Annotated in this window: 20 protein-coding genes; 13 read left to right on the plus strand and 7 right to left on the minus strand. The window is 57.1% G+C overall.

The genetic code is table 11. The features are described 5' to 3' along the window. Window positions 1–80: 80 nt before the first annotated feature. Both I6N93_RS03350 and I6N93_RS03355 read right to left on the minus strand, forming a co-directional pair. The gene (locus I6N93_RS03350; RefSeq protein ID WP_112092177.1) at window positions 81–848 is read right to left on the minus strand and encodes an amidohydrolase; all 768 of its coding nucleotides are present in this window, start codon (window positions 846–848) and stop codon (window positions 81–83) included. Beyond that, complete coding sequence (locus I6N93_RS03355; RefSeq protein WP_085688298.1) at window positions 836–1993, minus strand: pyridoxal phosphate-dependent aminotransferase; 1158 nt, start codon at window positions 1991–1993, stop codon at window positions 836–838. Before I6N93_RS03355 ends, I6N93_RS03350 begins: the two co-directional genes overlap by 13 nt. Before the next feature lie 304 nt (window positions 1994–2297). Here I6N93_RS03355 and I6N93_RS03360 point away from each other — a divergent pair, with 304 nt between their 5' ends. Continuing rightward, complete coding sequence (locus tag I6N93_RS03360; RefSeq protein WP_176222555.1) at window positions 2298–3362, plus strand: glycoside hydrolase family 19 protein; 1065 nt, start codon at window positions 2298–2300, stop codon at window positions 3360–3362. Between the two features lie 91 nt (window positions 3363–3453). On the opposite strand, the gene I6N93_RS03365 is transcribed toward I6N93_RS03360, so the two are convergent. After that, the gene (locus I6N93_RS03365; protein ID WP_139829933.1) at window positions 3454–4041 is read right to left on the minus strand and encodes a hypothetical protein; all 588 of its coding nucleotides are present in this window, start codon (window positions 4039–4041) and stop codon (window positions 3454–3456) included. Between the two features lie 283 nt (window positions 4042–4324). On the opposite strand from I6N93_RS03365, the gene I6N93_RS03370 reads away from it, so the two are divergent. The 3 genes from I6N93_RS03370 to I6N93_RS03380 are packed head-to-tail and all read left to right on the plus strand — an operon-like array spanning window position 4325 to window position 6164. Next, the gene (locus I6N93_RS03370; protein WP_085688304.1) at window positions 4325–4939 is read left to right on the plus strand and encodes a methylthioribulose 1-phosphate dehydratase; all 615 of its coding nucleotides are present in this window, start codon (window positions 4325–4327) and stop codon (window positions 4937–4939) included. Further along, window positions 4936–5625, plus strand: a complete 690-nt coding sequence (gene mtnC / locus I6N93_RS03375; protein WP_085688306.1) for an acireductone synthase — start codon at window positions 4936–4938, stop codon at window positions 5623–5625. Before I6N93_RS03370 ends, mtnC begins: the two co-directional genes overlap by 4 nt. Next, window positions 5622–6164 (plus strand): 1,2-dihydroxy-3-keto-5-methylthiopentene dioxygenase, encoded by a 543-nt coding sequence (locus I6N93_RS03380; RefSeq protein WP_085688308.1) that lies wholly within the window; start codon window positions 5622–5624, stop codon window positions 6162–6164. Before mtnC ends, I6N93_RS03380 begins: the two co-directional genes overlap by 4 nt. Window positions 6165–6217: 53 nt before the next feature. Here I6N93_RS03380 and mtnA read toward each other — a convergent pair whose 3' ends face one another. Continuing rightward, window positions 6218–7249 carry an S-methyl-5-thioribose-1-phosphate isomerase gene (mtnA, locus tag I6N93_RS03385; RefSeq protein ID WP_085688310.1) on the minus strand — a complete coding sequence of 344 codons (1032 nt, stop codon included), beginning with the start codon at window positions 7247–7249 and terminating at the stop codon, window positions 6218–6220. A gap of 141 nt (window positions 7250–7390) precedes the next feature. On the opposite strand from mtnA, the gene mtnK reads away from it, so the two are divergent. The 3 genes from mtnK (at window position 7391) to I6N93_RS03400 (ending at window position 10528) form a co-directional block, all read left to right on the plus strand. Then, a complete protein-coding gene (gene mtnK, locus I6N93_RS03390; RefSeq protein WP_085688312.1) occupies window positions 7391–8593 on the plus strand; it encodes an S-methyl-5-thioribose kinase in 1203 nt (400 codons plus the stop codon). A 327-nt stretch (window positions 8594–8920) separates the two neighbouring features. Beyond that, on the plus strand, window positions 8921–9502 hold the full coding sequence (gene lpcA, locus I6N93_RS03395; RefSeq protein ID WP_085688314.1) for a D-sedoheptulose 7-phosphate isomerase: 582 nt from the start codon (window positions 8921–8923) through the stop codon (window positions 9500–9502). A 258-nt stretch (window positions 9503–9760) separates the two neighbouring features. Continuing rightward, a complete protein-coding gene (locus tag I6N93_RS03400; RefSeq protein ID WP_085688316.1) occupies window positions 9761–10528 on the plus strand; it encodes a class II glutamine amidotransferase in 768 nt (255 codons plus the stop codon). Here I6N93_RS03400 and dpaA read toward each other — a convergent pair. After that, entirely contained in the window at window positions 10499–11221 is a 723-nt protein-coding gene (gene dpaA / locus I6N93_RS03405) for a peptidoglycan meso-diaminopimelic acid protein amidase (protein ID WP_085688318.1), read from the minus strand. The two genes, I6N93_RS03400 and dpaA, sit on opposite strands and share 30 nt — an antisense overlap. Window positions 11222–11333: 112 nt before the next feature. Further along, the gene (locus tag I6N93_RS03410; RefSeq protein ID WP_139829934.1) at window positions 11334–11564 is read right to left on the minus strand and encodes a hypothetical protein; all 231 of its coding nucleotides are present in this window, start codon (window positions 11562–11564) and stop codon (window positions 11334–11336) included. A 131-nt stretch (window positions 11565–11695) separates the two neighbouring features. Here I6N93_RS03410 and dinB point away from each other — a divergent pair, with 131 nt between their 5' ends. Next, window positions 11696–12757: a DNA polymerase IV gene (gene dinB, locus I6N93_RS03415; protein WP_085688321.1), complete on the plus strand. Its 1062-nt coding sequence runs from the start codon at window positions 11696–11698 to the stop codon at window positions 12755–12757. A 70-nt stretch (window positions 12758–12827) separates the two neighbouring features. Here dinB and pepD read toward each other — a convergent pair whose 3' ends face one another. After that, a complete protein-coding gene (gene pepD, locus I6N93_RS03420) occupies window positions 12828–14288 on the minus strand; it encodes a beta-Ala-His dipeptidase (protein WP_085688323.1) in 1461 nt (486 codons plus the stop codon). Window positions 14289–14629: 341 nt separating this feature from the next. Between pepD and gpt the strand changes: the two genes are divergently transcribed. The 5 genes from gpt to I6N93_RS03445 all read left to right on the plus strand — a co-directional run bounded on the left by gpt (window position 14630) and on the right by I6N93_RS03445 (window position 18958). Continuing rightward, complete coding sequence (gene gpt / locus I6N93_RS03425) at window positions 14630–15088, plus strand: xanthine phosphoribosyltransferase (protein ID WP_085688327.1); 459 nt, start codon at window positions 14630–14632, stop codon at window positions 15086–15088. A gap of 151 nt (window positions 15089–15239) precedes the next feature. Next, the gene (frsA, locus tag I6N93_RS03430; RefSeq protein WP_085688329.1) at window positions 15240–16490 is read left to right on the plus strand and encodes an esterase FrsA; all 1251 of its coding nucleotides are present in this window, start codon (window positions 15240–15242) and stop codon (window positions 16488–16490) included. Between the two features lie 281 nt (window positions 16491–16771). After that, entirely contained in the window at window positions 16772–17233 is a 462-nt protein-coding gene (locus tag I6N93_RS03435) for a YfiR family protein (protein WP_085688363.1), read from the plus strand. Continuing rightward, the gene (dgcN, locus tag I6N93_RS03440) at window positions 17226–18464 is read left to right on the plus strand and encodes a diguanylate cyclase DgcN (protein WP_085688331.1); all 1239 of its coding nucleotides are present in this window, start codon (window positions 17226–17228) and stop codon (window positions 18462–18464) included. Before I6N93_RS03435 ends, dgcN begins: the two co-directional genes overlap by 8 nt. An 8-nt stretch (window positions 18465–18472) precedes the next feature. Next, on the plus strand, window positions 18473–18958 hold the full coding sequence (locus I6N93_RS03445) for an OmpA family protein (RefSeq protein ID WP_085688333.1): 486 nt from the start codon (window positions 18473–18475) through the stop codon (window positions 18956–18958). Window positions 18959–18990: the final 32 nt, after the last annotated feature.

Below are 18990 nucleotides of genomic sequence, written 5' to 3' on the forward strand. Positions count from 1 at the left end.
GGCGAGGGCTTTTGCTGCACCTGTGTAAGCGTGGACTTACATCAAAAGACAGCAGATGGCCGCAAGAAGCGCGGTACTGACTAAAGGGTGAACGTGTCCGCATCGCGCCAGGCCGGGAACGCTTCTCGATAGGCCTGCAATGCTTCCAGCGACAGCTCTGCATCCAGCCGCGCAGGTTCATTCTCTGGGGCGATGGCCAGCGTCTGACCCAGTGGATCGAGGATCACGCTGTCGCCCTGATAGCTGTGGCCGTTGGCATCGGTGCCGACGCGGTTGCAACCCGCTACATAGCTTTGGTTTTCAATCGCACGGGCCGCCAGCAGCGTCTTCCAGTGCTGGGCGCGCGGCGTTGGCCAATTAGCGACGTACAGCAGCAGGTCGTAATCCTGCTGGTTGCGCGCCCAGACCGGGAAGCGCAGATCGTAGCAGACCAGCGGCATGATGCGCCAGCCGCGCCACTCCACCACCAGTTTTTTCTTGCCCGCCTGATAATACTGGTGCTCATCCGCCATGCGGAACAGATGCCGCTTGTCGTAGCGATACAGCGTGACGTGCGGATCGGCGAACAGAAAACGGTTCGCCGCCCCTTTCGGGGTTTGCACCGCCACGCTGCCGCCGATGAGCGCGTTGGTGCGCTGCGCCCACTGGCAAAGCCAGGCTTCAACCACCGATTGTTCCAGACTGTGTCCGGCGGCTTCCATCGCGAATCCGGTGGTGAACATTTCCGGCAGCAGAATCAAATCGCGCCCGGTGATGTTTTCCAATAACGCGTCGAAGTGGCTTAGATTGGCAGGACCATCCATCCACGCCAACGGTTGTTGCAGTAGGGTGATTTTTAAAGTCGACATAGGCGCTCCGCAGCAGCATCCAACGTTAATTCCTGTTTGGCGAAACATAGCCGAATCAAGGTGTGGGGGAAAGGGTCGGCGCAGAAAACCGACAGCGGAATGGCGGCGACGCCGACATGTTCGGTCATCCAACGGCAGAAACTCACGTCATCCTGCGTCGAAATAGCCTTGTAGTCTGCTAGCAGGAAGTAGGTGCCCTGACACGGCAACAGCTCAAAACGGCTGGCGGACAGCGCGTTCACGAAACGATCTCGTCGCGCCCGGTAAAAGTTTGGCAGATCGCGCCAGTGTTCCGGATGTTCCCGCAGCATATCGGCAATCGCCAGCTGTGCGGGCGTGTTGACGGCGAACGTCAGGTACTGGTGGATTTTGCGCAGTTCGGCGCTGATAGGCGCGGGAGCCACGCAGTAACCCACCTTCCAGCCGGTCATATGGAACGTTTTGCCGAAGGACGAGACGGCGACCGCACGCTGACGCAGCTCGGGATGCGCCAGTACGCTGGCATGTCCTGCCGGATCAAAGCAGATGTGTTCGTATACTTCGTCGCTCAGTATGTAAATTTCGCGTTCGGCAATCGCCTGCCACAGGGCGTCGAAATCCGATTTTTGCCAGACGGTGGCGGATGGGTTGTGCGGCGTGTTGAGGACCACCAGCCGGGTTTTATCGCTCAGCAGCCCGGCGAACTGCGCCCAGTCCACCTGGAAGGCGGGCGGCTGCAACGCCAGACGCTTCACTACGCCGCCGGCCAATTCGATGGCCGGCGCATAGCAGTCATAGCTGGGGTCGAAGCAGATCACCTCATCGCCTTGGCGAACCAGCGCGCTAATGGCGGCGAACAGGGCTTCCGTCGCGCCGGCCGTTATGGTGATTTCATGGTCGGCATTCGGTTTCCAACCATACAACCGCACGGTTTTTTCAGCGATAGCCTGTCGCAGCGGCGCGACGCCGGTCATTGGCGCATATTGGTTTGCTCCCTGGCTGACGTGATAGGCGAGACGCTCCTGTAGATACTGAGGACCGTCGAAATCAGGGAAGCCCTGCGACAGATTGATCGCCTGATGCTTCTGCGCCAGCTCGCTCATCTGGGTGAAGATCGTCGTGCCGAGAGAAGGGAGTTTACTGTGGGGAATTAGCGCCGCGTTCATGACTGAATACAACTCCTGCAAACATGTATAGCTTGCCAATATATCACGCTATCGATATTTGGCAATCGAGACGGTTGGATGGCTAAATGGCTAAGTTGTATAACGGACGGATGGGAATAAAACAGACTTATTATATTGTTATTAAAGGAAAACATTGTTGATGTCCGTTTTTTTAATCCAGAGGGCGATAAAGGATGGGAGGAAAAAGGCATAAACAACCCTGAGGAACAGGAACCCCTGTTTGAATGCTGGATAGTTGGCACATTGAAAAACATAAGGACATTGTTTGTTTATGAATAGCGTAATGAAAAACGTCAAGATGATTGATTTTGGAAACGCTCGATATATTCAAAATCCCAAAGGGTTAGATGGCACATTGACGCCGTACAAAAAGTTGAGGTTCAGCGCGAAGCGGTTACCTAGAAGCCTATCGTCTTATCTCCCTCTTCGTTTTTATTCGACGCCCTGCCGGGCCGTCAACGGTTTTTCCTCAACGGTGCAGGCTCGTCTGCGCGCGATGCTGGCGGCGGTGCTTCCGCGAAGCTTTCTCCATTCCAAGTCACAGATGACGGCGCAGGCGTATGGAACCACAACGGTGGAACCGACTACATGCGCCTGCCATCGTGATATTACGCTCAGCGAGCTGCGGAAAATCGCCCCGAAGGCCGATGAAAGCAAACTGATGACGTACCTGCAGGCATTCAATGCGGAATTCGCCAAATACGAGATGACGACTTGCAGGGAGAAAGCGCATTTTCTCGCACAGTGTTGCCATGAAAGCATGGGCTTGGTCTACACCGCAGAAATCGGCGGGAGTCAAAAAAGCTATGCGCCCTGGTACGGCCGCGGCTTGATTCAACTGACCTTCGAAAAAAACTATCGCGCCTATGGGAGCGCGGTGGGAGAGGATGTTTATTCCAGCGAAGCCAACCGAAATAAACTAACCACCTCTCCGCACTGTGTGACATCCGCCTTTTGGTTCTATATGGATTATGGCAACCAAAATCTGAACAGTTACGCAAAAAAAGATGATTTCAATATCATTACGGCCAGAATCAACGGCGGTTTTAATGGTTATGACGACAGGTTGCGCTATTTTGATAAGGCCGTTGAAGTGCTGAAATGTGAGCACCTCAATCAATTAAGAAAGGCGAATGGATTCACGTTCGAGGAGAGCGCCATTTATAACAATAAAGTCTATGCGTACAGCTGGGCGCGTTATCACGATCCGTTAAGCCGGGAGCAAGGCACTCGCAAAGATAAGGCTGAAGCGCTGGTGGCTTACAAAAGGGCGCTGGCGTTATATCAAGCTGCGAAGGACACCACCAAGGTCAGCGCGATTCAAACGCGAATAGATAATTTGAGCTAACAGGCAGGGGCTGATCAGCCCCTTTTTTATGCCCCTATTGCGCAAACGCAATAGGGGAATGCCGCGACTGCCGCCTCGAAATGACTAGGGATTATTTCGCCAACGCAGACAGTTGATTGACGTCCTCGCCAAACGAACAGAACACATCAGGCAGTCTATTTTTATCGTAAGAGGTGGAAAATAGCTTCCCGCTGGGCTCTGCCTGGGTGGCGAGATCTTTAAACGAACCGATGCTGTATTCGATTCCGTTGATGTGGAAGCTGACCACATTATATTCCGGACCTTTTCTGATATTGCGGCGATAGGTTTTGCTAATTTCCCGCACGGTTTCATCCGAAACATGGCTTTTCCCATTGAGCGTCAACGCTAATTTCCCCTCCTGTTTCGCCAGCGTAATGCTGCCGCCATCGTCTGTCGGACAATAAAACAGCGGCGTGTCGTCAGCTGACGGGGCGGCCTGACCTGGAGGACAGAAAACAATAAAACCGCACAAATAAAGGGGGATTATCGTTATGCTTTTCACGGTATTCTCCTTGACGGGAAGGGCTGATGATCTTCTTGAGATCCCCGTTTTCTCCGGGTAATCTCTCGCGCTAATGTCATACCTACACCCGGCGAGAGCGCTCTGTTCTGGGGGGCCAGCACGGTGAATGCGAAGGGCGGTGATACCGACTTGCATATTAGTGTAGACGCAGTCAGCCCGGGGTCTCAATAGCGGCCTAATGTCTCCTTATCGAACCCACTGACCGCTTGCCGCAGGTCATGCCTCTGGCGTGAGCCGGGATCGCCGAGATGAGCGCTGCGAATCAGAGGTTTGAGACGCGGACTGGTGAGACCGGCACGTTGACCTGTATTCTCTCTGATGTTTATAAAAATTCATGCTCACTGAGCGGTAATAACAACACTGAACGCCGACGGTTGCGTCGGAACGTTTGGGGATTCACCTGCACTGGGAAGAGACAATGAGCGATAACGTATTTTTGGCCGACCTGCTGGCGGCCTGCCGCTGGATCGGTGAAAAAGGCTGGTGCCCCGCCACCGGCGGCAATATGTCCGTCCGCCTCGATGACGCGCGCAGCCTGATCACGGCATCGGGTAAAGACAAGGGCAACCTGAAGCCGGATGACTTTCTTCTGGTCGACATCGCCAACAACCAGGTCCCGAGCGGACGCACGCCGTCCGCGGAAACCGGTCTGCACACCCTGCTGTATCGTCTCGACGCGCGCATCGGCGCCGTGCTGCACACCCACTCGGTGAACGCCACGGTGTTGTCCCGCGTGGAGAAAAGCGATGCCCTGATTCTGGAAGGCTACGAGATGCAGAAGTCGCTGGCGGGCCGGCATTCGCATCTTGACCGAGTGACCATCCCTATTTTCGATAACGATCAGGACATTCCTGCGCTGGCCGAGCGCGTCGCGGCTCGCCATACGTCTACGCCGCTGCGCTACGGTTTTCTGGTGCGGGGCCACGGCCTTTACTGTTGGGGGGAGAGCGTGCAAGAGGCGCGCCGCCATCTCGAAGGGCTGGAGTTTCTATTCCAGTGCGAATTGCAACGACGTGTGCTGGAGGCGCAATGATTAAGGCCATCGTGACCGATATTGAAGGCACCACCAGCGATATTCGCTTCGTCCACGACGTTCTGTTTCCCTACGCTCGCGCGCGTCTGGCGGATACGGTGGCGCAGGCCGACGAGCAGCCGGAAGTGGCGGAAGCGCTGGCTGCGCTGCGGATCGAGTTAGGCCAGCCGGAAGCCGGCGAAATTCAGCTGGTGGAGGCGTTGGCGCAGTTTATGGCGCAGGATCGCAAGTCGACGGCGCTGAAAACATTACAGGGCATTATCTGGCGCACGGGCTATCGGCGGGGCGATTTCCACGGTCACGTTTACGATGACGTGACGCCGCAGCTGCACGCGTGGCTTGAGCAGGGCATTAAGCTGTACGTTTACTCTTCCGGCTCGGTCGAGGCGCAGCAGTTGCTCTTCGGACACAGTGAAGTGGGCGATTTACGTCCGCTGTTCAGCGGGTATTTCGATACGCGCGTCGGCGCGAAGCGTGAAGTCGCTTCCTATCGAAATATCGCCGATGCCGTCGCGCTGCCGGCGGCCGAGATCCTGTTCCTTTCCGATATCCATCAGGAGCTGGACGCGGCGCGGAGCGCCGGTTGGCAGACCTGTCAGCTGCTGCGCGGCGCGGCAGATCCCCACAGCGATCACCCGCAGGTGAGCCGCTTCGATCAGATAGACGTACAGGAGATTTCTCAATGAGCGCACTCACTATTTTCAGCGATCGGGATGCCGCCCGACCCACCTGGCAGAGCCGGGACGCTGAGGAGATCCAGCAGCGTTTGAACGCCATCGGCGTTCGTTTCGAGCGCTGGCGGGCCGACCGCGCGCTGAGCGCCGAGCCGGACGCAGAAGAAGTGCTGGCGGCCTATCAGCACGAAATTAACAAACTGGTGGCGGAAAAAGGCTACCAGAGCTGGGATGTGATCAGCATGCGCGCCGACAATCCTCAGAAGGAGGCGTTACGCGGCAAATTTCTGTCTGAGCATACGCACGGGGAGGACGAAGTGCGGTTCTTCGTTGAGGGCGCGGGGCTGTTCTGCCTGCACGTCGACGGCCAGATCTTCCAGATCCTGTGCGAGAAGAACGATTTGATCTCCGTACCGGCAGGGACGCCGCACTGGTTCGATATGGGATCGTCTCCGAACTTCACGGCCATCCGTCTGTTCGATAACCCGGACGGCTGGATCGCGCACTTCACCGGCGACGATATCGCCACTGCCTATCCGAAGCTGGCCTGATTGACTGCTTCTTTGCGTCTCCCTCCGAGCGGCGGGGAGACGTCCCTACCGCTTTAACGCGACAGCGTCTGCTGAAAAATACCTTCCCGCGCCTGCTCGGGCGTAATCACACCGCTGTCCAGAACCCAACCGCTGATCAAGGCGGCCGGGGTGACGTCGAATGCCGGGTTATACACCGGCGCATCCTGCGGCGCCCACTGGAGATGACCGAAGCTGCCTGAAACGCCGGTGACTTCGGCGGCCGCTCGCTGTTCGATGGGGATCGCACGGCCATCCGGGCAGTGGGGATCGTGCGTCGTATGCGGCGCGGCGACATAGAACGGAATGTGGTGATAATGCGCCAGCACCGCCAGGCTGTAGGTGCCGATTTTATTGGCGACGTCGCCATTGGCGGCGATGCGGTCCGCGCCGACCCACACGGCATCGACCTGACCCTGCGCCATCAGCGACGCCGCCATGGAATCGCAGATCAGACGATAGGGAATGCCCAATTCGCCCAGTTCCCAGGCGGTAAGGCGTCCGCCTTGCAGCAACGGCCGGGTTTCATCCACCCACACGTTTTCTATTTTTCCCTGCTGGTGAGCGCGCAGCAGTACGCCGATTGCCGTGCCGACGCCCGCCGTCGCCAATCCGCCGGTATTGCAGTGCGTCAGTATCCGACTGCCGGGAGTGACCCGCGCCGCGCCGTAATCCGCGATGCGGTCGCACAGGGCGCGATCTTCCTCAATCAGCCGCAGGGCTTCCTCTCTCAGTGCCGGGATCCACTCCGGCGCCGCCAGCGCCTGCTTCATGCGATCGAGGTTGTTCATCAGGTTGACGGCGGTCGGGCGTGCCGCGCGCAGTGTTTCAAGCGCGCTGGTCAGCGCCGGTCGGGACAGGCCGTGTTCCGCCAGCAGCGCCAGCAGCAAACTCGCTGACAGTCCAATCACCGGCGCGCCCCGCACGCGCAGTGCTTTGATATGTTCGACCAGTGTAGAAACGTCCGGGCAGGGATGCCAGATCGTCTCCTGCGGTAGCGCCTGCTGATCGAGGATCCAGAGCTGGTTATCAATAACCTTTAGGCTTGTGGTGTTAATGTTTTGCATTTTGGGTTAAATCCGTGTTGCGCTATTGCATCAATTTTTTAATTCTGCCAGTATGCTTTGCGGATGTATAGACGTCCAAACGCTTTTATGTCTAAAACAACAAGAAAACGATCACCAGCACCACCTACCAGGGGATTCGCAATGTCACAATACCGGACTTTTCATGCAGACGATGCCGTAGCATACGCTCGCCAATACGGCGGACTGGCAGAGATGCATACGTTGGTCGCCGCCGAAGAGATTGGTGACGGTAATCTGAATCTGGTCTTCAAAATTCGCGATACGCAGGGCGTCAGCCGTGTGATCGTCAAGCAGGCATTGCCTTATGTGCGCTGCGTCGGTGAGTCGTGGCCGCTGACGCTGGACAGATCGCGAATTGAAGCTGAAACCCTGCTGACTCACGCGCAGTTTTGTCCGCAGCATACCGTCGCGGTATTGCATTACGATCCCGAACTGGCGGTGATGGTGCAGGAAGATCTCTCCGATCACCGCATCTGGCGCAGCGAGCTGGTAGCCGGGAAACATTACCCGCAGGCGGCCGCTCAGCTGGGCGAGTATCTGGCGCAGACGCTGTTCCATACCTCGGATTTCCATCAGCCGCCGCACGAGAAAAAGGCGGCCGTCAGCCGTTTCACCAACCCGGAGCTGTGCCGGATCACGGAAGATCTGTTCTTTACCGACCCCTATGTCGACCATGAGCGTAATCAGTTCGAGCCGGAGCTACTGCCGAACGTACTGGCGCTGCGGGAGGATCGCGAGGTGAAGCGTGCGGTGGCGACCTTGAAACACGGTTTTCTCGCCAGGGCGGAAGCGCTGCTGCATGGCGATGTGCACAGCGGGTCGATTTTCGTGGCGGAAGGCAAGCTCAAGGTGATCGACGCCGAGTTTGGTTTCTATGGCCCCATCGGCTTCGATGTGGGGTCGGCGCTGGGCAATCTGCTGCTGAATTACTGCGGCGCGGCCGGGCTGCTGGCAGATGAAGCGGCGGCGGCGGCCCGCGCGCAACGGCTCGAAGAGTGCGCGACGCTGTGGGGGACGTTTGCCGCGCGCTTCGCGACGCTCAGCGCTGAGCGCGGCCGCGAGCCTGCGTTGGCGGCGGACGGTTATACGGCGCAGTTTTTACGTCAGGTATGGCGCGATGCCGTGGGCTATTGCGGCACCGAACTGATTCGGCGCACCATTGGTCTGGCGCATGTCGCCGATCTGGACGATATCGCCGAGCTTGAGGCGCGGTTGAGCGCTCAGCGCCTCGCGCTGGCGCTGGGCCGAACGCTGATTGTCGACGCCCAGGCGATCGGCGACATCGACGCGCTGTTGACGCGGATCCGTTTGTTTGAGGTCTGATCGATACCGCATCGCAGGCCGATACGCCTATACCGCATCATGACAGGTGTACCGTCAGTGCCGGCTTGAGCGAATGAAGCGCAACGGAAAGGACTGCCGCCTGCCTTGGTCCGAACCGCAGAAAACGATGTGCTGTGAGACGACGGTGAAGCCTTTGCCCGCCATCTGAATGCGGCGGGCGTCGAAGGGCCTTATGCGCAAAATAACCGCACTGGCGTGACCTCCCCCGCGAATCATGCCAATCCTCAATTGTCCGCTTCTCCGGGTTTAAGCGATCCGTTACACTGCACGGCAGATCATCGTGATATCACCTAATGAGAGGGTTCCATGTATCAGGACTTAATCCGTAAAGAGCTAACAGAAGCGGCGGATACGCTGAATACCTTTTTAAGCGACGATGCCAATGTTCAGTCGATTCAGGCCGCGGCGATACTGCTGGCGGACGCTTTCAAGGCGGGCGGAAAAGTTATCTCCTGTGGGAACGGCGGTTCTCATTGTGATGCCATGCATTTCGCCGAAGAGTTGACCGGCCGTTACCGTGAAAATCGGGCGGGACTGCCGGCGATCGCCATTTCCGATCCGAGCCATATATCCTGCGTCAGCAATGACTTTGGCTACGACTTCGTGTTCTCGCGCTACATCGAGTCGCTGGGACGCGAAGGAGATGTGCTGCTCGGGATCTCCACCTCGGGCAACTCCGGCAATATCATCCGGGCCATTGCGGCCGCGCGCGCCAAGCGGATGAAAGTCATCACGCTGACCGGTAAAGACGGTGGCAAAATGGCCGGTTCGGCGGACGTCGAAATCCGCGTGCCGCATTTTGGCTACGCCGACCGTATTCAGGAAATTCACATCAAAGCGATTCATATCCTGATCCAGCTGATTGAAAAGGAAATGGCGGAGAACTAATCGCGCTGCGCCTATCGTGCATTAGGCAGCGTCCCCCCCGTGCGTGGTGCTGTCGTTGCCGTAAAATCGCTTCATCAAGGCGCGGACCGGCGCTCCGCAGAGAACAAGTTTTAGACGTTGGCCCCGAAGGAATAGGGCTGCGCTTTTGTCGTTAATGGGGATCTTTCACACCGCACGGCTCGCGCCTTGAGTCGCAGCCAAGCTACCGCCAGCGGCTCTCACGTTCTCATGACGGGCCACAAAGGTAAGGAATCAACCATGTGTGAACTGCTTGGGATGAGCGCCAATGTTCCAACTGACATCTGCTTTAGTTTTTCCGGGTTGATGCAACGCGGCGGCCGTACCGGACCGCATCGTGACGGCTGGGGCATTACCTTTTACGAGGGGAACGGTTGCCGGACGTTCAAAGATCCGCTGCCGAGCGCAACGTCGCCTATCGCGCAGCTGGTGCAGAAGTATCCCATCGAATCCTGCGCCGTGGTGTCGCATATCCGCCAGGCCAACCGCGGGGCCGTGGCGCTGGAGAATACCCATCCGTTTACCCGCGAGCTGTGGGGGAGAAACTGGACGTTCGCTCATAACGGTCAGTTGAAAGGCTACCGCAGCCTGAAAACCGGCACCTACCGCCCGGTGGGGCAGACGGACAGCGAATACGCCTTCTGCTGGCTGCTTCATCATCTCTCATTACGCTATCCCCGCACGCCATCGCACTGGCCTTCGGTATTTCGCTACATCGCTTCGCTGGCGGAAACGCTGAGCAAAAAGGGGGTGTTCAACATGCTGTTGTCCGACGGGCATTTCGTGATGGGATATTGCTCCACCCGGCTATGCTGGATTACGCGCCGCGCGCCTTTCGGTAAAGCGACGCTGCTGGATGATGATGTGGAGATCGATTTTCAGCAGCAGACCACGCCGGATGACGTGGTGACCGTGCTGGCTACGCAGCCGCTGACGGGGAATGAAACCTGGCATCAGATCGAGCCAGGCGAGTTCGTGTTATTCCACTTTGGTGAGCGCGTAGTTTGAAAATGGGTTCTTGTTTGGCGTTGACTGATTCACCATATACTGGCCGTTGAACACCGCGACGGCCGGCGGCTGGTGGTGCTGGTTGAAGTAAGCGTAACCCGGTTGCAACTGCCGCCAAAAACGGGCGTAAGTGGAGTTGCGATGCCGCTGCAGGTTTTTGTCCGTCATGCGGAACGGGTAAATCGCCAGTTCGACCTTCGCCTGCCCGTTCAATAGCGCCCGTTCGACGTAGGTGTAGATCTCATCGATGTACTGATTGGTCATGGCATAACAGCCGACCGACACGCATTCGCCGTGGATCATCAGATAGCGCCCTGAGTAGCCCTGAGCGCGGTCATATTCGTTAGGGAAACCGACGTTGATGGCGCGATAAAAGCGGCTATCCGGCTTGAGCTGATGCAAATCGACCTGATAAAACCCTTCCGGACTTTTCATATCGCCTTCCACCTGTTTGGGCCCGAGCCCGCCTGAGTACTTGCAGATGGGATAGCTTTGCACCAGACGATAATCGGTGCCGACTTTGGCATACAGCTCCAGTTGCCGCTCTTCTTTAAAGATCTGGATATAAACCGGCGAGCCTAAGGCCTGCTGCTTGAAAGTGGTCGTAACCGGAATCACTTCACTGGCATAGCTGGTTACGAAAGCGAAAGGCAAAAAAAACAGCGTCGCAAATGACAGTGCGGTTTTTCGCATTGAGGGATCCTGATAACTAAAACTGTGTGACATACGGTCTTTTAATGATGTCGTCCCGTATTCCCGTGCCTACGGCGAGGTGTAGCGCTGCCACATTAGCATTGCCTTTATTTTATTCAAGCGGGAAATCATGTGAAACGCCGTCGGCGCTGAAACGAACGTCCGACAGGCGGCGGGTTGCCCGTCGAGAGGACGTCGCCGCCGATCCGGCGACGGCGGATAAGATGAAGATATCATGGGCAAATACGCAGGCGCCGACCGTCGACGGCAGGGGCGACGAGGTTTGTGGCTGAGCGCGGACCCGGCGGAAAACCGGCGAGCGGCGAATGGGTCTTTTGATCATCCCGCCCGCGAAATACCGGACGCCGAGACGCGGTTTCCGTTTCCGTCTTTGGGCGGATCGGCGCGCGCCGGCTTGCATCGCCTTATCTTGGTACTGTATTTTTATACAGATTAAGAAAGGGGGGGGGGGATATGCGCAAAATTATTCACGTCGATATGGATTGCTTTTATGCCGCCATCGAGATGCGGGATAATCCGCGCCTGCGTGATATTCCTCTGGCGATCGGCGGCAGCGCACTGCGCCGCGGCGTGATCAGCACCGCCAATTATCCCGCCCGGCGTTTCGGCGTGCATAGCGCGATGGCGACCGCGACCGCTCTGCGGCTCTGCCCGCATCTGACCCTGCTGCCCGGGCGTATGGAGGTGTACAAGGCCGCCTCCCTCCAAATCCGCCAGATCTTTGCCCGCTATACCGAACTGATTGAACCGTTATCGCTCGACGAGGCTTACCTAGACGTCACCGATAGCTCTCACTGCAACGGCTCCGCGACGCTGATGGCGCAGGCGATCCGTCAGACCATTTTCGATGAGCTACATCTGACCGCCTCTGCGGGCATCGCCCCCATCAAATTCCTGGCGAAGGTGGCCTCTGAACAGAACAAACCCAACGGACAGTACGTCATTACGCCCGCCCAGGTGGATGAGTTCATTCTGGCGTTGCCGCTGGCGAAGATCCCCGGCGTCGGCAAAGTGACGGCCAGCCGGTTGGCGGAGCGGGGACTGCATACCTGCGCCGACGTGCGGCGCTATGATTTGTCCGCGCTATTAAAGTCGTTCGGCAAGTTTGGGCGGGTGCTGTGGGAGCGCTGTCACGGCATTGACGAGCGTCAGGTATCGCCCGATCGGCTGCGTAAATCCGTCGGCGTCGAGAAAACGCTGGCGCAGGATATTCACGACTGGTCCCAATGCGAAGCGCTGATCGATACGCTGTATGACGAGCTGGAGGCGCGTCTGCGCCGGGTGAAGTCAGATCTGCATATCGCGCGTCAGGGCGTGAAGCTGAAGTTCGATGATTTTCGGCAAACCACGCAGGAGCATGTCTGGCCGGTGCTGAATAAACAGGATCTCATTCGGTTGGCAAGGCAGACCTGGGAGCAGCGGCGGGAAGCGCGCGGCGTTCGGCTGGTGGGGTTACACGTGACGCTACTAGATCCGCAGTTGGAGCGGCAGTTGGTGTTTGACTGGGGGGGGTAATCGAGGGCGTTTGCTGCCGCATCCGGCGTTGCGTCCAGCCGGATGCGGGAGGGTCCAGGCGATGGGTGCCTTAGCGTTTCTCTGGGATGGCTTTCAGGACCGCGGTCAGCAGTTTCCAATACAGGCCAACGCTGGCGATATTCACCTGTTCATCCGGCGAGTGCGGGCCGGTGATGGTCGGACCGATGGAAACCATATCCATCTCCGGATAGGGCTTCTTGAACAGGCCGCATTCCAGACCGGCGTGGATCACCTGCACGCTCGGCATTTTGCCGAACAGCTGCTGGTAGGTTTCCCGCACCAACTGCATGACCGGCGATTGCGCATCCGGCTGCCAGCCTGGGTAGCCGCCTTTGGGGCGAGTTTGCGCACCGGCCAGTTGTCCCAGCGACGTTAGCACGCTTACCACATAGTCCTTGCCGCTGTCGATCAGCGAACGGATCAGGCAGTGAACTTCCGCCTGGGTCTCTGCCGTGGTGATCACGCCGACGTTCAGCGAAGTTTCCACCACGCCTGTCACCTCGTCGCTCATGCGGATTACGCCGTTGGGGATCGCGTTGAGCAGGGCCACCAGCCGATCGCGGCTATCTGTGGTCAGGGCCTCGGCGTCAGTCGACGCCGGCTCCACCAGTACCGCGATGTTTTTTTCCACTGCGGCCAGCTCATGTTTCAGTACGGCCATATAGTCCTGCGCCGCCGCTTTCAGCGCAGCGACCTTATCTTCCGCGACGGCCAGCGTAACCGCGCTTTCGCGTGGAATGGCGTTACGCAGCGTCCCGCCGTTCAGATCGAGGATCCGCAGGTCCAGCGTTGCCGCCTGTTCCGCCAGGAAACGGCCCAGCAGTTTATTGGCGTTGCCCAGCCCCAGGTGAATATCACAGCCGGAATGTCCGCCTTTTAGCCCTTTAATGACCAGCTTCAGTACCTGATAGCCCGCAGGCACCGCTTCCCGCCGCAGCGGCAGGTGCGTCAGGAAATCGATCCCGCCCGCGCAGCCCATGTAGACTTCTCCCTCCTCTTCCGAGTCGGTGTTGATCAGGATCTCGCCCTGCAGCCAGTTCGGTTGCAAGCCGAAAGCGCCGTCCATGCCGGACTCTTCCGTCATGGTCAGCAGCACTTCCAGCGGGCCGTGTTCGACGCTGTCGTCGGACAGAACGGCCAGCGTGGACGCCATGCCGATACCGTTGTCCGCGCCCAGCGTGGTGCCGCGCGCTCTCACCCAGTCGCCGTCGATGTAAGGCTTAATGGGATCTTTCGTGAAATCATGCGCCGTGTCGTTGTTTTTCTGCGGCACCATATCCAGATGCGCTTGCAGCACCACGGGCTTGCGATTTTCCATGCCCGGCGTGGCCGGTTTGCGCAGCAGAATGTTGCCGACGCTATCGCGCTCTGAATGAAGGCCGCGCGCCTGCGCCCACGACATAATGTGCGCCGCCAGCGCCTCTTCATGATAGGAGGGATGCGGAATGGAACAGATTGTGGCAAAAATATCCCACAAGGGCTGTGGGGAAAGCTGAGACAATTCAGACACTATTCACGTCTCCTTTTCAGCAGCCTAAGTCCGCGTCTGGCGCGTGAGGCGCTACAGGTTGAAAAATGATCGCCTTTGAGCATGGCGATCGGGCATCATGAAACAGAGTATCACTTTCCCGCCGCCGGGGAGAGTCTGTCAATCCTGGTCGCTTTGAACGGGCTAAGGCGGGCGATCGCCGCGGGATTGCAGACGATGACGGCGGGGACTTTGTCGCCACCAACAAAACTCAATCGGATAAAGGCTGGTTTTTATGAGGTTGCCTATCTATAATCTCGCGCAACCTTTTTCCCCCTCCGACTATGATAAAGCCGACTCCACCGTTGGCCGGGACATATTATATGAGTGAAAAATACGTCGTAACCTGGGATATGTTGCAGATTCATGCCCGCAAACTGGCCGAGCGTTTACTGCCGGCGGACCAATGGAAGGGCATCATCGCCGTCAGCCGCGGCGGTCTGGTCCCGGGGTCCCTGCTGGCTCGCGAACTGGGCATCCGTCATGTGGATACCGTATGCATTTCCAGCTACGACCATGACAACCAGCGTGAGCTGAAGGTGCTGAAACGCGCCGCAGGCGATGGCGAAGGCTTCATCGTGGTGGACGATCTGGTCGATACTGGCGGTACCGCCAAAGCGATTCGCGATATGTATCCGAAAGCGCACTTCATCACCATTTTTGCGAAACCGGCCGGTAAACCGCTGGTGGACGATTATCAGGTTGATATCCCGCAGGATACCTGGATTGAGCAGCCGTGGGACATGGGCGTGGTGTTCGTGCCGCCGTTGACCGACCGCTAATCGGTCCTTGACTTGCCGTCTATAACGCCCGGTTTTGCCGGGCGTTGCCATTTCTGATTCTTTTCCCTCTTACGTACTGCTTTTCCATGTGGTGTTGAGTACACTTTAGCGAAACGCTCTCTCTGCTGCTTGATCTTATATGGAGGCTGTTGTGGTTCAGGCCAACCTGTCCGAAAAGCTGTTTAAACCGTCCTTCAAACATCCGGAAACCTCGACCCTGATCCCGCGCGCCCACCATTCCACCAGCGCGATGCACTCCGCTCTGGAGGGCAGCGATAACAGCGCCTGGTATCGGATGATTAACCGCCTGATGTGGATTTGGCGCGGCGTAGCGCCGCTGGACATCGAGGAGGTGCTGTCGCGCATTGCCGCTAGTACGGCTCAGCGCAGCGACGACGCGCTGCTGGATACGGTCATCGGTTATCGCGGCGGAAACTGGATTTACGAATGGGTCGTACAGGGAATGCGTTGGCAGCAGCAGGCGACGGAGAGCGAACACGATGATGAGAAAAAAGGGCAGTGCTGGCTGAAGGCCGCCACGCTGTACAGCATCGCCGCCTATCCGCACCTGAAGGGCGATGAGCTTGCCGAGCAGGCGCAGACGATGGCGAATCGCGCCTATGAAGAGGCCGCCGACCTCCTGAGTTATGAACTAAAAACGCTGTCTATTCCCATCAACGGCGGCGGAACGCTGACCGGGTTTTTGCATATGCCCTCTCAGGGCAGCGCGCCGTTCCCTACCGTACTGGTGTGCGGCAGCCTGGACCTGCTTCAAAGCGACTATTACCGCTTGTTCCATGACTATCTGGCGCCGGCGGGGATGGCGATGCTGACGATTGATATGCCGTCAGTCGGTTTTTCGTCGCGCTGGAAGTTGGATCAAGACTCTAGTTTCCTGCACCAGCAGGTGTTGAAAGCCTTGCCGGATGTGCCGTGGGTGGATCACACCCGAGTGGGGGCCTTTGGATTCCGCTTCGGCGCCAATATCGCCGTTCGGCTCGCGTATCTGGAATCGCCGCGACTCAAGGGTGTCGCCTGCCTCGGACCGGTAGTGCATTCGCTGCTGGCTGACGCAGTGCGTCAGCAGGACGTGCCGGATATGTATATGGATATTCTCGCCAGCCGGCTGGGTATGCCGTCTTCCACCGACGCCGCGCTGAAGACGGAAATGGGGCGTTACTCCTTGAAAACCCAGGGGCTGCTGGGGCGGCGCTGCCCAACGCCGATGCTCTCCGCCTACTGGAAGGACGACGTGCTCAGTCCGAAAGAGGAGTCCGAACTGATCGTCAACTCATCGATCCAGGGCAAGCTGCTGGCGGTGAATGCTTCGCCGGTTTATGAAAGTTTCCATCTCTGTTTACAGCAAATCAGTCACTGGTTACGGCATCAGCTTCAGTCGTGATGTCTTTATCTGCCGCATAATCGTCCCTTTTATCGACCCATTACTTTGGATGGGATGGTGATAACGTATTCCCTAGCTATGCTATTTAAAAACAAAATAGCTTCGAAGGTAAGCCGCCGCGCGCGTGTCGTTGCAGCGCGTGCAAAAACATTCCTTCCTAATTGGATGATAAGCAGCTGGATAACGTTATTATGGAGAGAAGGTGGATCTTACTTGTTCTGATATTTTCGATGTTACCCTTTATGTTAGCCAGGGCCGACGCGTCCAATCTTAATACGGAGATGAATCAGGTTTCGGCTGCCGACCTTCGCCGCACCGTATCCGGTATTGTCAGCTACACCCGATGGCCGACCACCCAAACGGTTCCCACGCTTTGTGTCTTCTCTTCAGCACATTTTGCCGCCGTGCTCACCGATACTCGTAATGAACAAGACATTCCCACGTTCAATGCAATATTAATAGATGATGTCGATGATTTTTCGTCCTCGCAGTGCGATGCGGTATACTTCGGCAGGGAATCCATTCAAGAGCAGGTCGGAATTTCAAGCCTGGACCCGGCGCACCCACTACTGACCATTTCGGAACAAAATCCCGAATGTGTTGATGGCAGTGCGTTTTGTCTGATCTTCGCGGATAAAAAGGTCAGTTTCTCTGTAAATTTGGACTCGTTGTTTCGTACCGGGGTGAAAGTCAGTCCCGAAGTATTAATGCTTGGTCGTCCGCGGAATGCTAAACATGGATAAGCCAGCCTCTACGTCCAGTGCAATCACCGGCAGAATCACCTTCAGGAATGCCCTGGCTCGTATCAGCACCTTGAGTATCGTTATCACCATGACGGTGTCATGGATGTTGATCACCACGGCGTCGCTGATTTCGTTTAAACAGTATTCTGAAAAGAACCTGCAACTGCTCGCCAGTACCCTGAGTCAGAGCATTGAGGCCGCTGTCGTGTTCCGCGACGGCGTGGCGGCCCGTGAAACGCTGAGCAACCTCGGTCAGCAAGGTCAGTTTAGTCAGGCTATCGTCACTGATGCAAACGGTCGAAAAATTACGTTCTGGCAAGCCGCAGGCAGCGAGCACGCTGACCCGATGAGCCGGGTGATCGCCAAATGGTTGTTTCCCAGTTCGGTGCTGCAACCTATCTATCACCGGGGCAATCTCGTCGGCCATATCGAGATTTCGGGCAGCGATGCCCCGGTTAAAAGCTTCGTTTACTTTTCCTTGCTGGTACTCACGCTGTGCCTGGTTTTTGCCTCGATATTATCCGTCATCATCACTCGTCACCTGCACCATGGCCTGATTATGGCGCTGCAAAACATTGCCGAGGTGGTGCACGATATTCGAGAAAACCGTAACTTCGCCCGGCGAGTGCCGTCGGCAAAGATTGTTGAACTGGATGTCTTTAGCCAGGATTTCAACAGCCTGCTCGAAGAGATTGAAAGCTGGCAGGAGCAGATTCTGAAAGAGAACGATTCATTGCTGAAACGTTCTCTGCACGATGCGTTGACGGGGTTAGCCAACCGTACGGCCTTCTGCAGCGCGCTGGAAAATGTGCTGGAAGATGAAGAGAGCCATAGCCATACGGCCGTGCTGTTTATGGACGGCAACCAGTTCAAATCTATTAATGATACTTATGGCCATGCAGCTGGCGACAAGGTATTGATAACCATTGCTAAACGATTGAAATACTGCGCAGGAAAAAAAGACCTTCCGGCGCGATTGGGCGGCGATGAGTTCGCTTTGATCCTGTCTGACGTCCAGGATATGGATGACGTCATGCCCATCGTGAACAAGATCCGGCGTCGCGTGAGCCAGCCGATCGAGCTTCAAAATGGTGCGGAAGTTGTGATGTCGCTAAGCATTGGCGTAGCGATTGCCGATCAGTACTCCACCATAGAGGACCTCCTGGAGCAGGCTGACAAAAACATGTACCTGGAAAAGCAAAAATACCGGCGGCATGCGTTAACGAGGTAAGGGGTTGTATGAAACTCAGTCTGCAGTTCGTATTCATCGCGGCGCTGGCTTTGGGGCTAATGGCCTGTCAGTCGCGTAAAAATCCGTTCACTCCCGAGCAGGTCGCCGCATTGCAATCGACGGGGTTTAAGCCGAGCGAGGAGGGATGGACGCTGGGGCTGACGGAAAAGGTGCTGTTCGGCCTCGATCAATCCAGGCTGACTCCCCAAAGCCGAGTGGCGATCAAAAAAGTCGCTAACACGTTGTCCGCCGTTGGGCTGAGCCACGCCCGTATGGATGGTCATACGGATAATACCGGTGATGATCGCTATAATAAGGCGCTCTCCTTGCGCCGGGCGGAAGCCGTCGCTGATGTTTATGCCGTCAGCGCCAACATTCCGCGCAGCCATATCCAGACGCGTGGTTTGGGCAAGGATTACCCCATTGAGAGCAATGCAACGGCGGAGGGTAGGGCGGAAAATCGCCGAGTTTCCATCGTGATCACCGCCCCGTAACATGCCTCCTCGGGCGGCATTCTTTGACGGGA

This window comes from Lonsdalea populi (assembly GCF_015999465.1).
In the GTDB taxonomy this organism is placed as follows: domain Bacteria; phylum Pseudomonadota; class Gammaproteobacteria; order Enterobacterales; family Enterobacteriaceae; genus Lonsdalea; species Lonsdalea populi.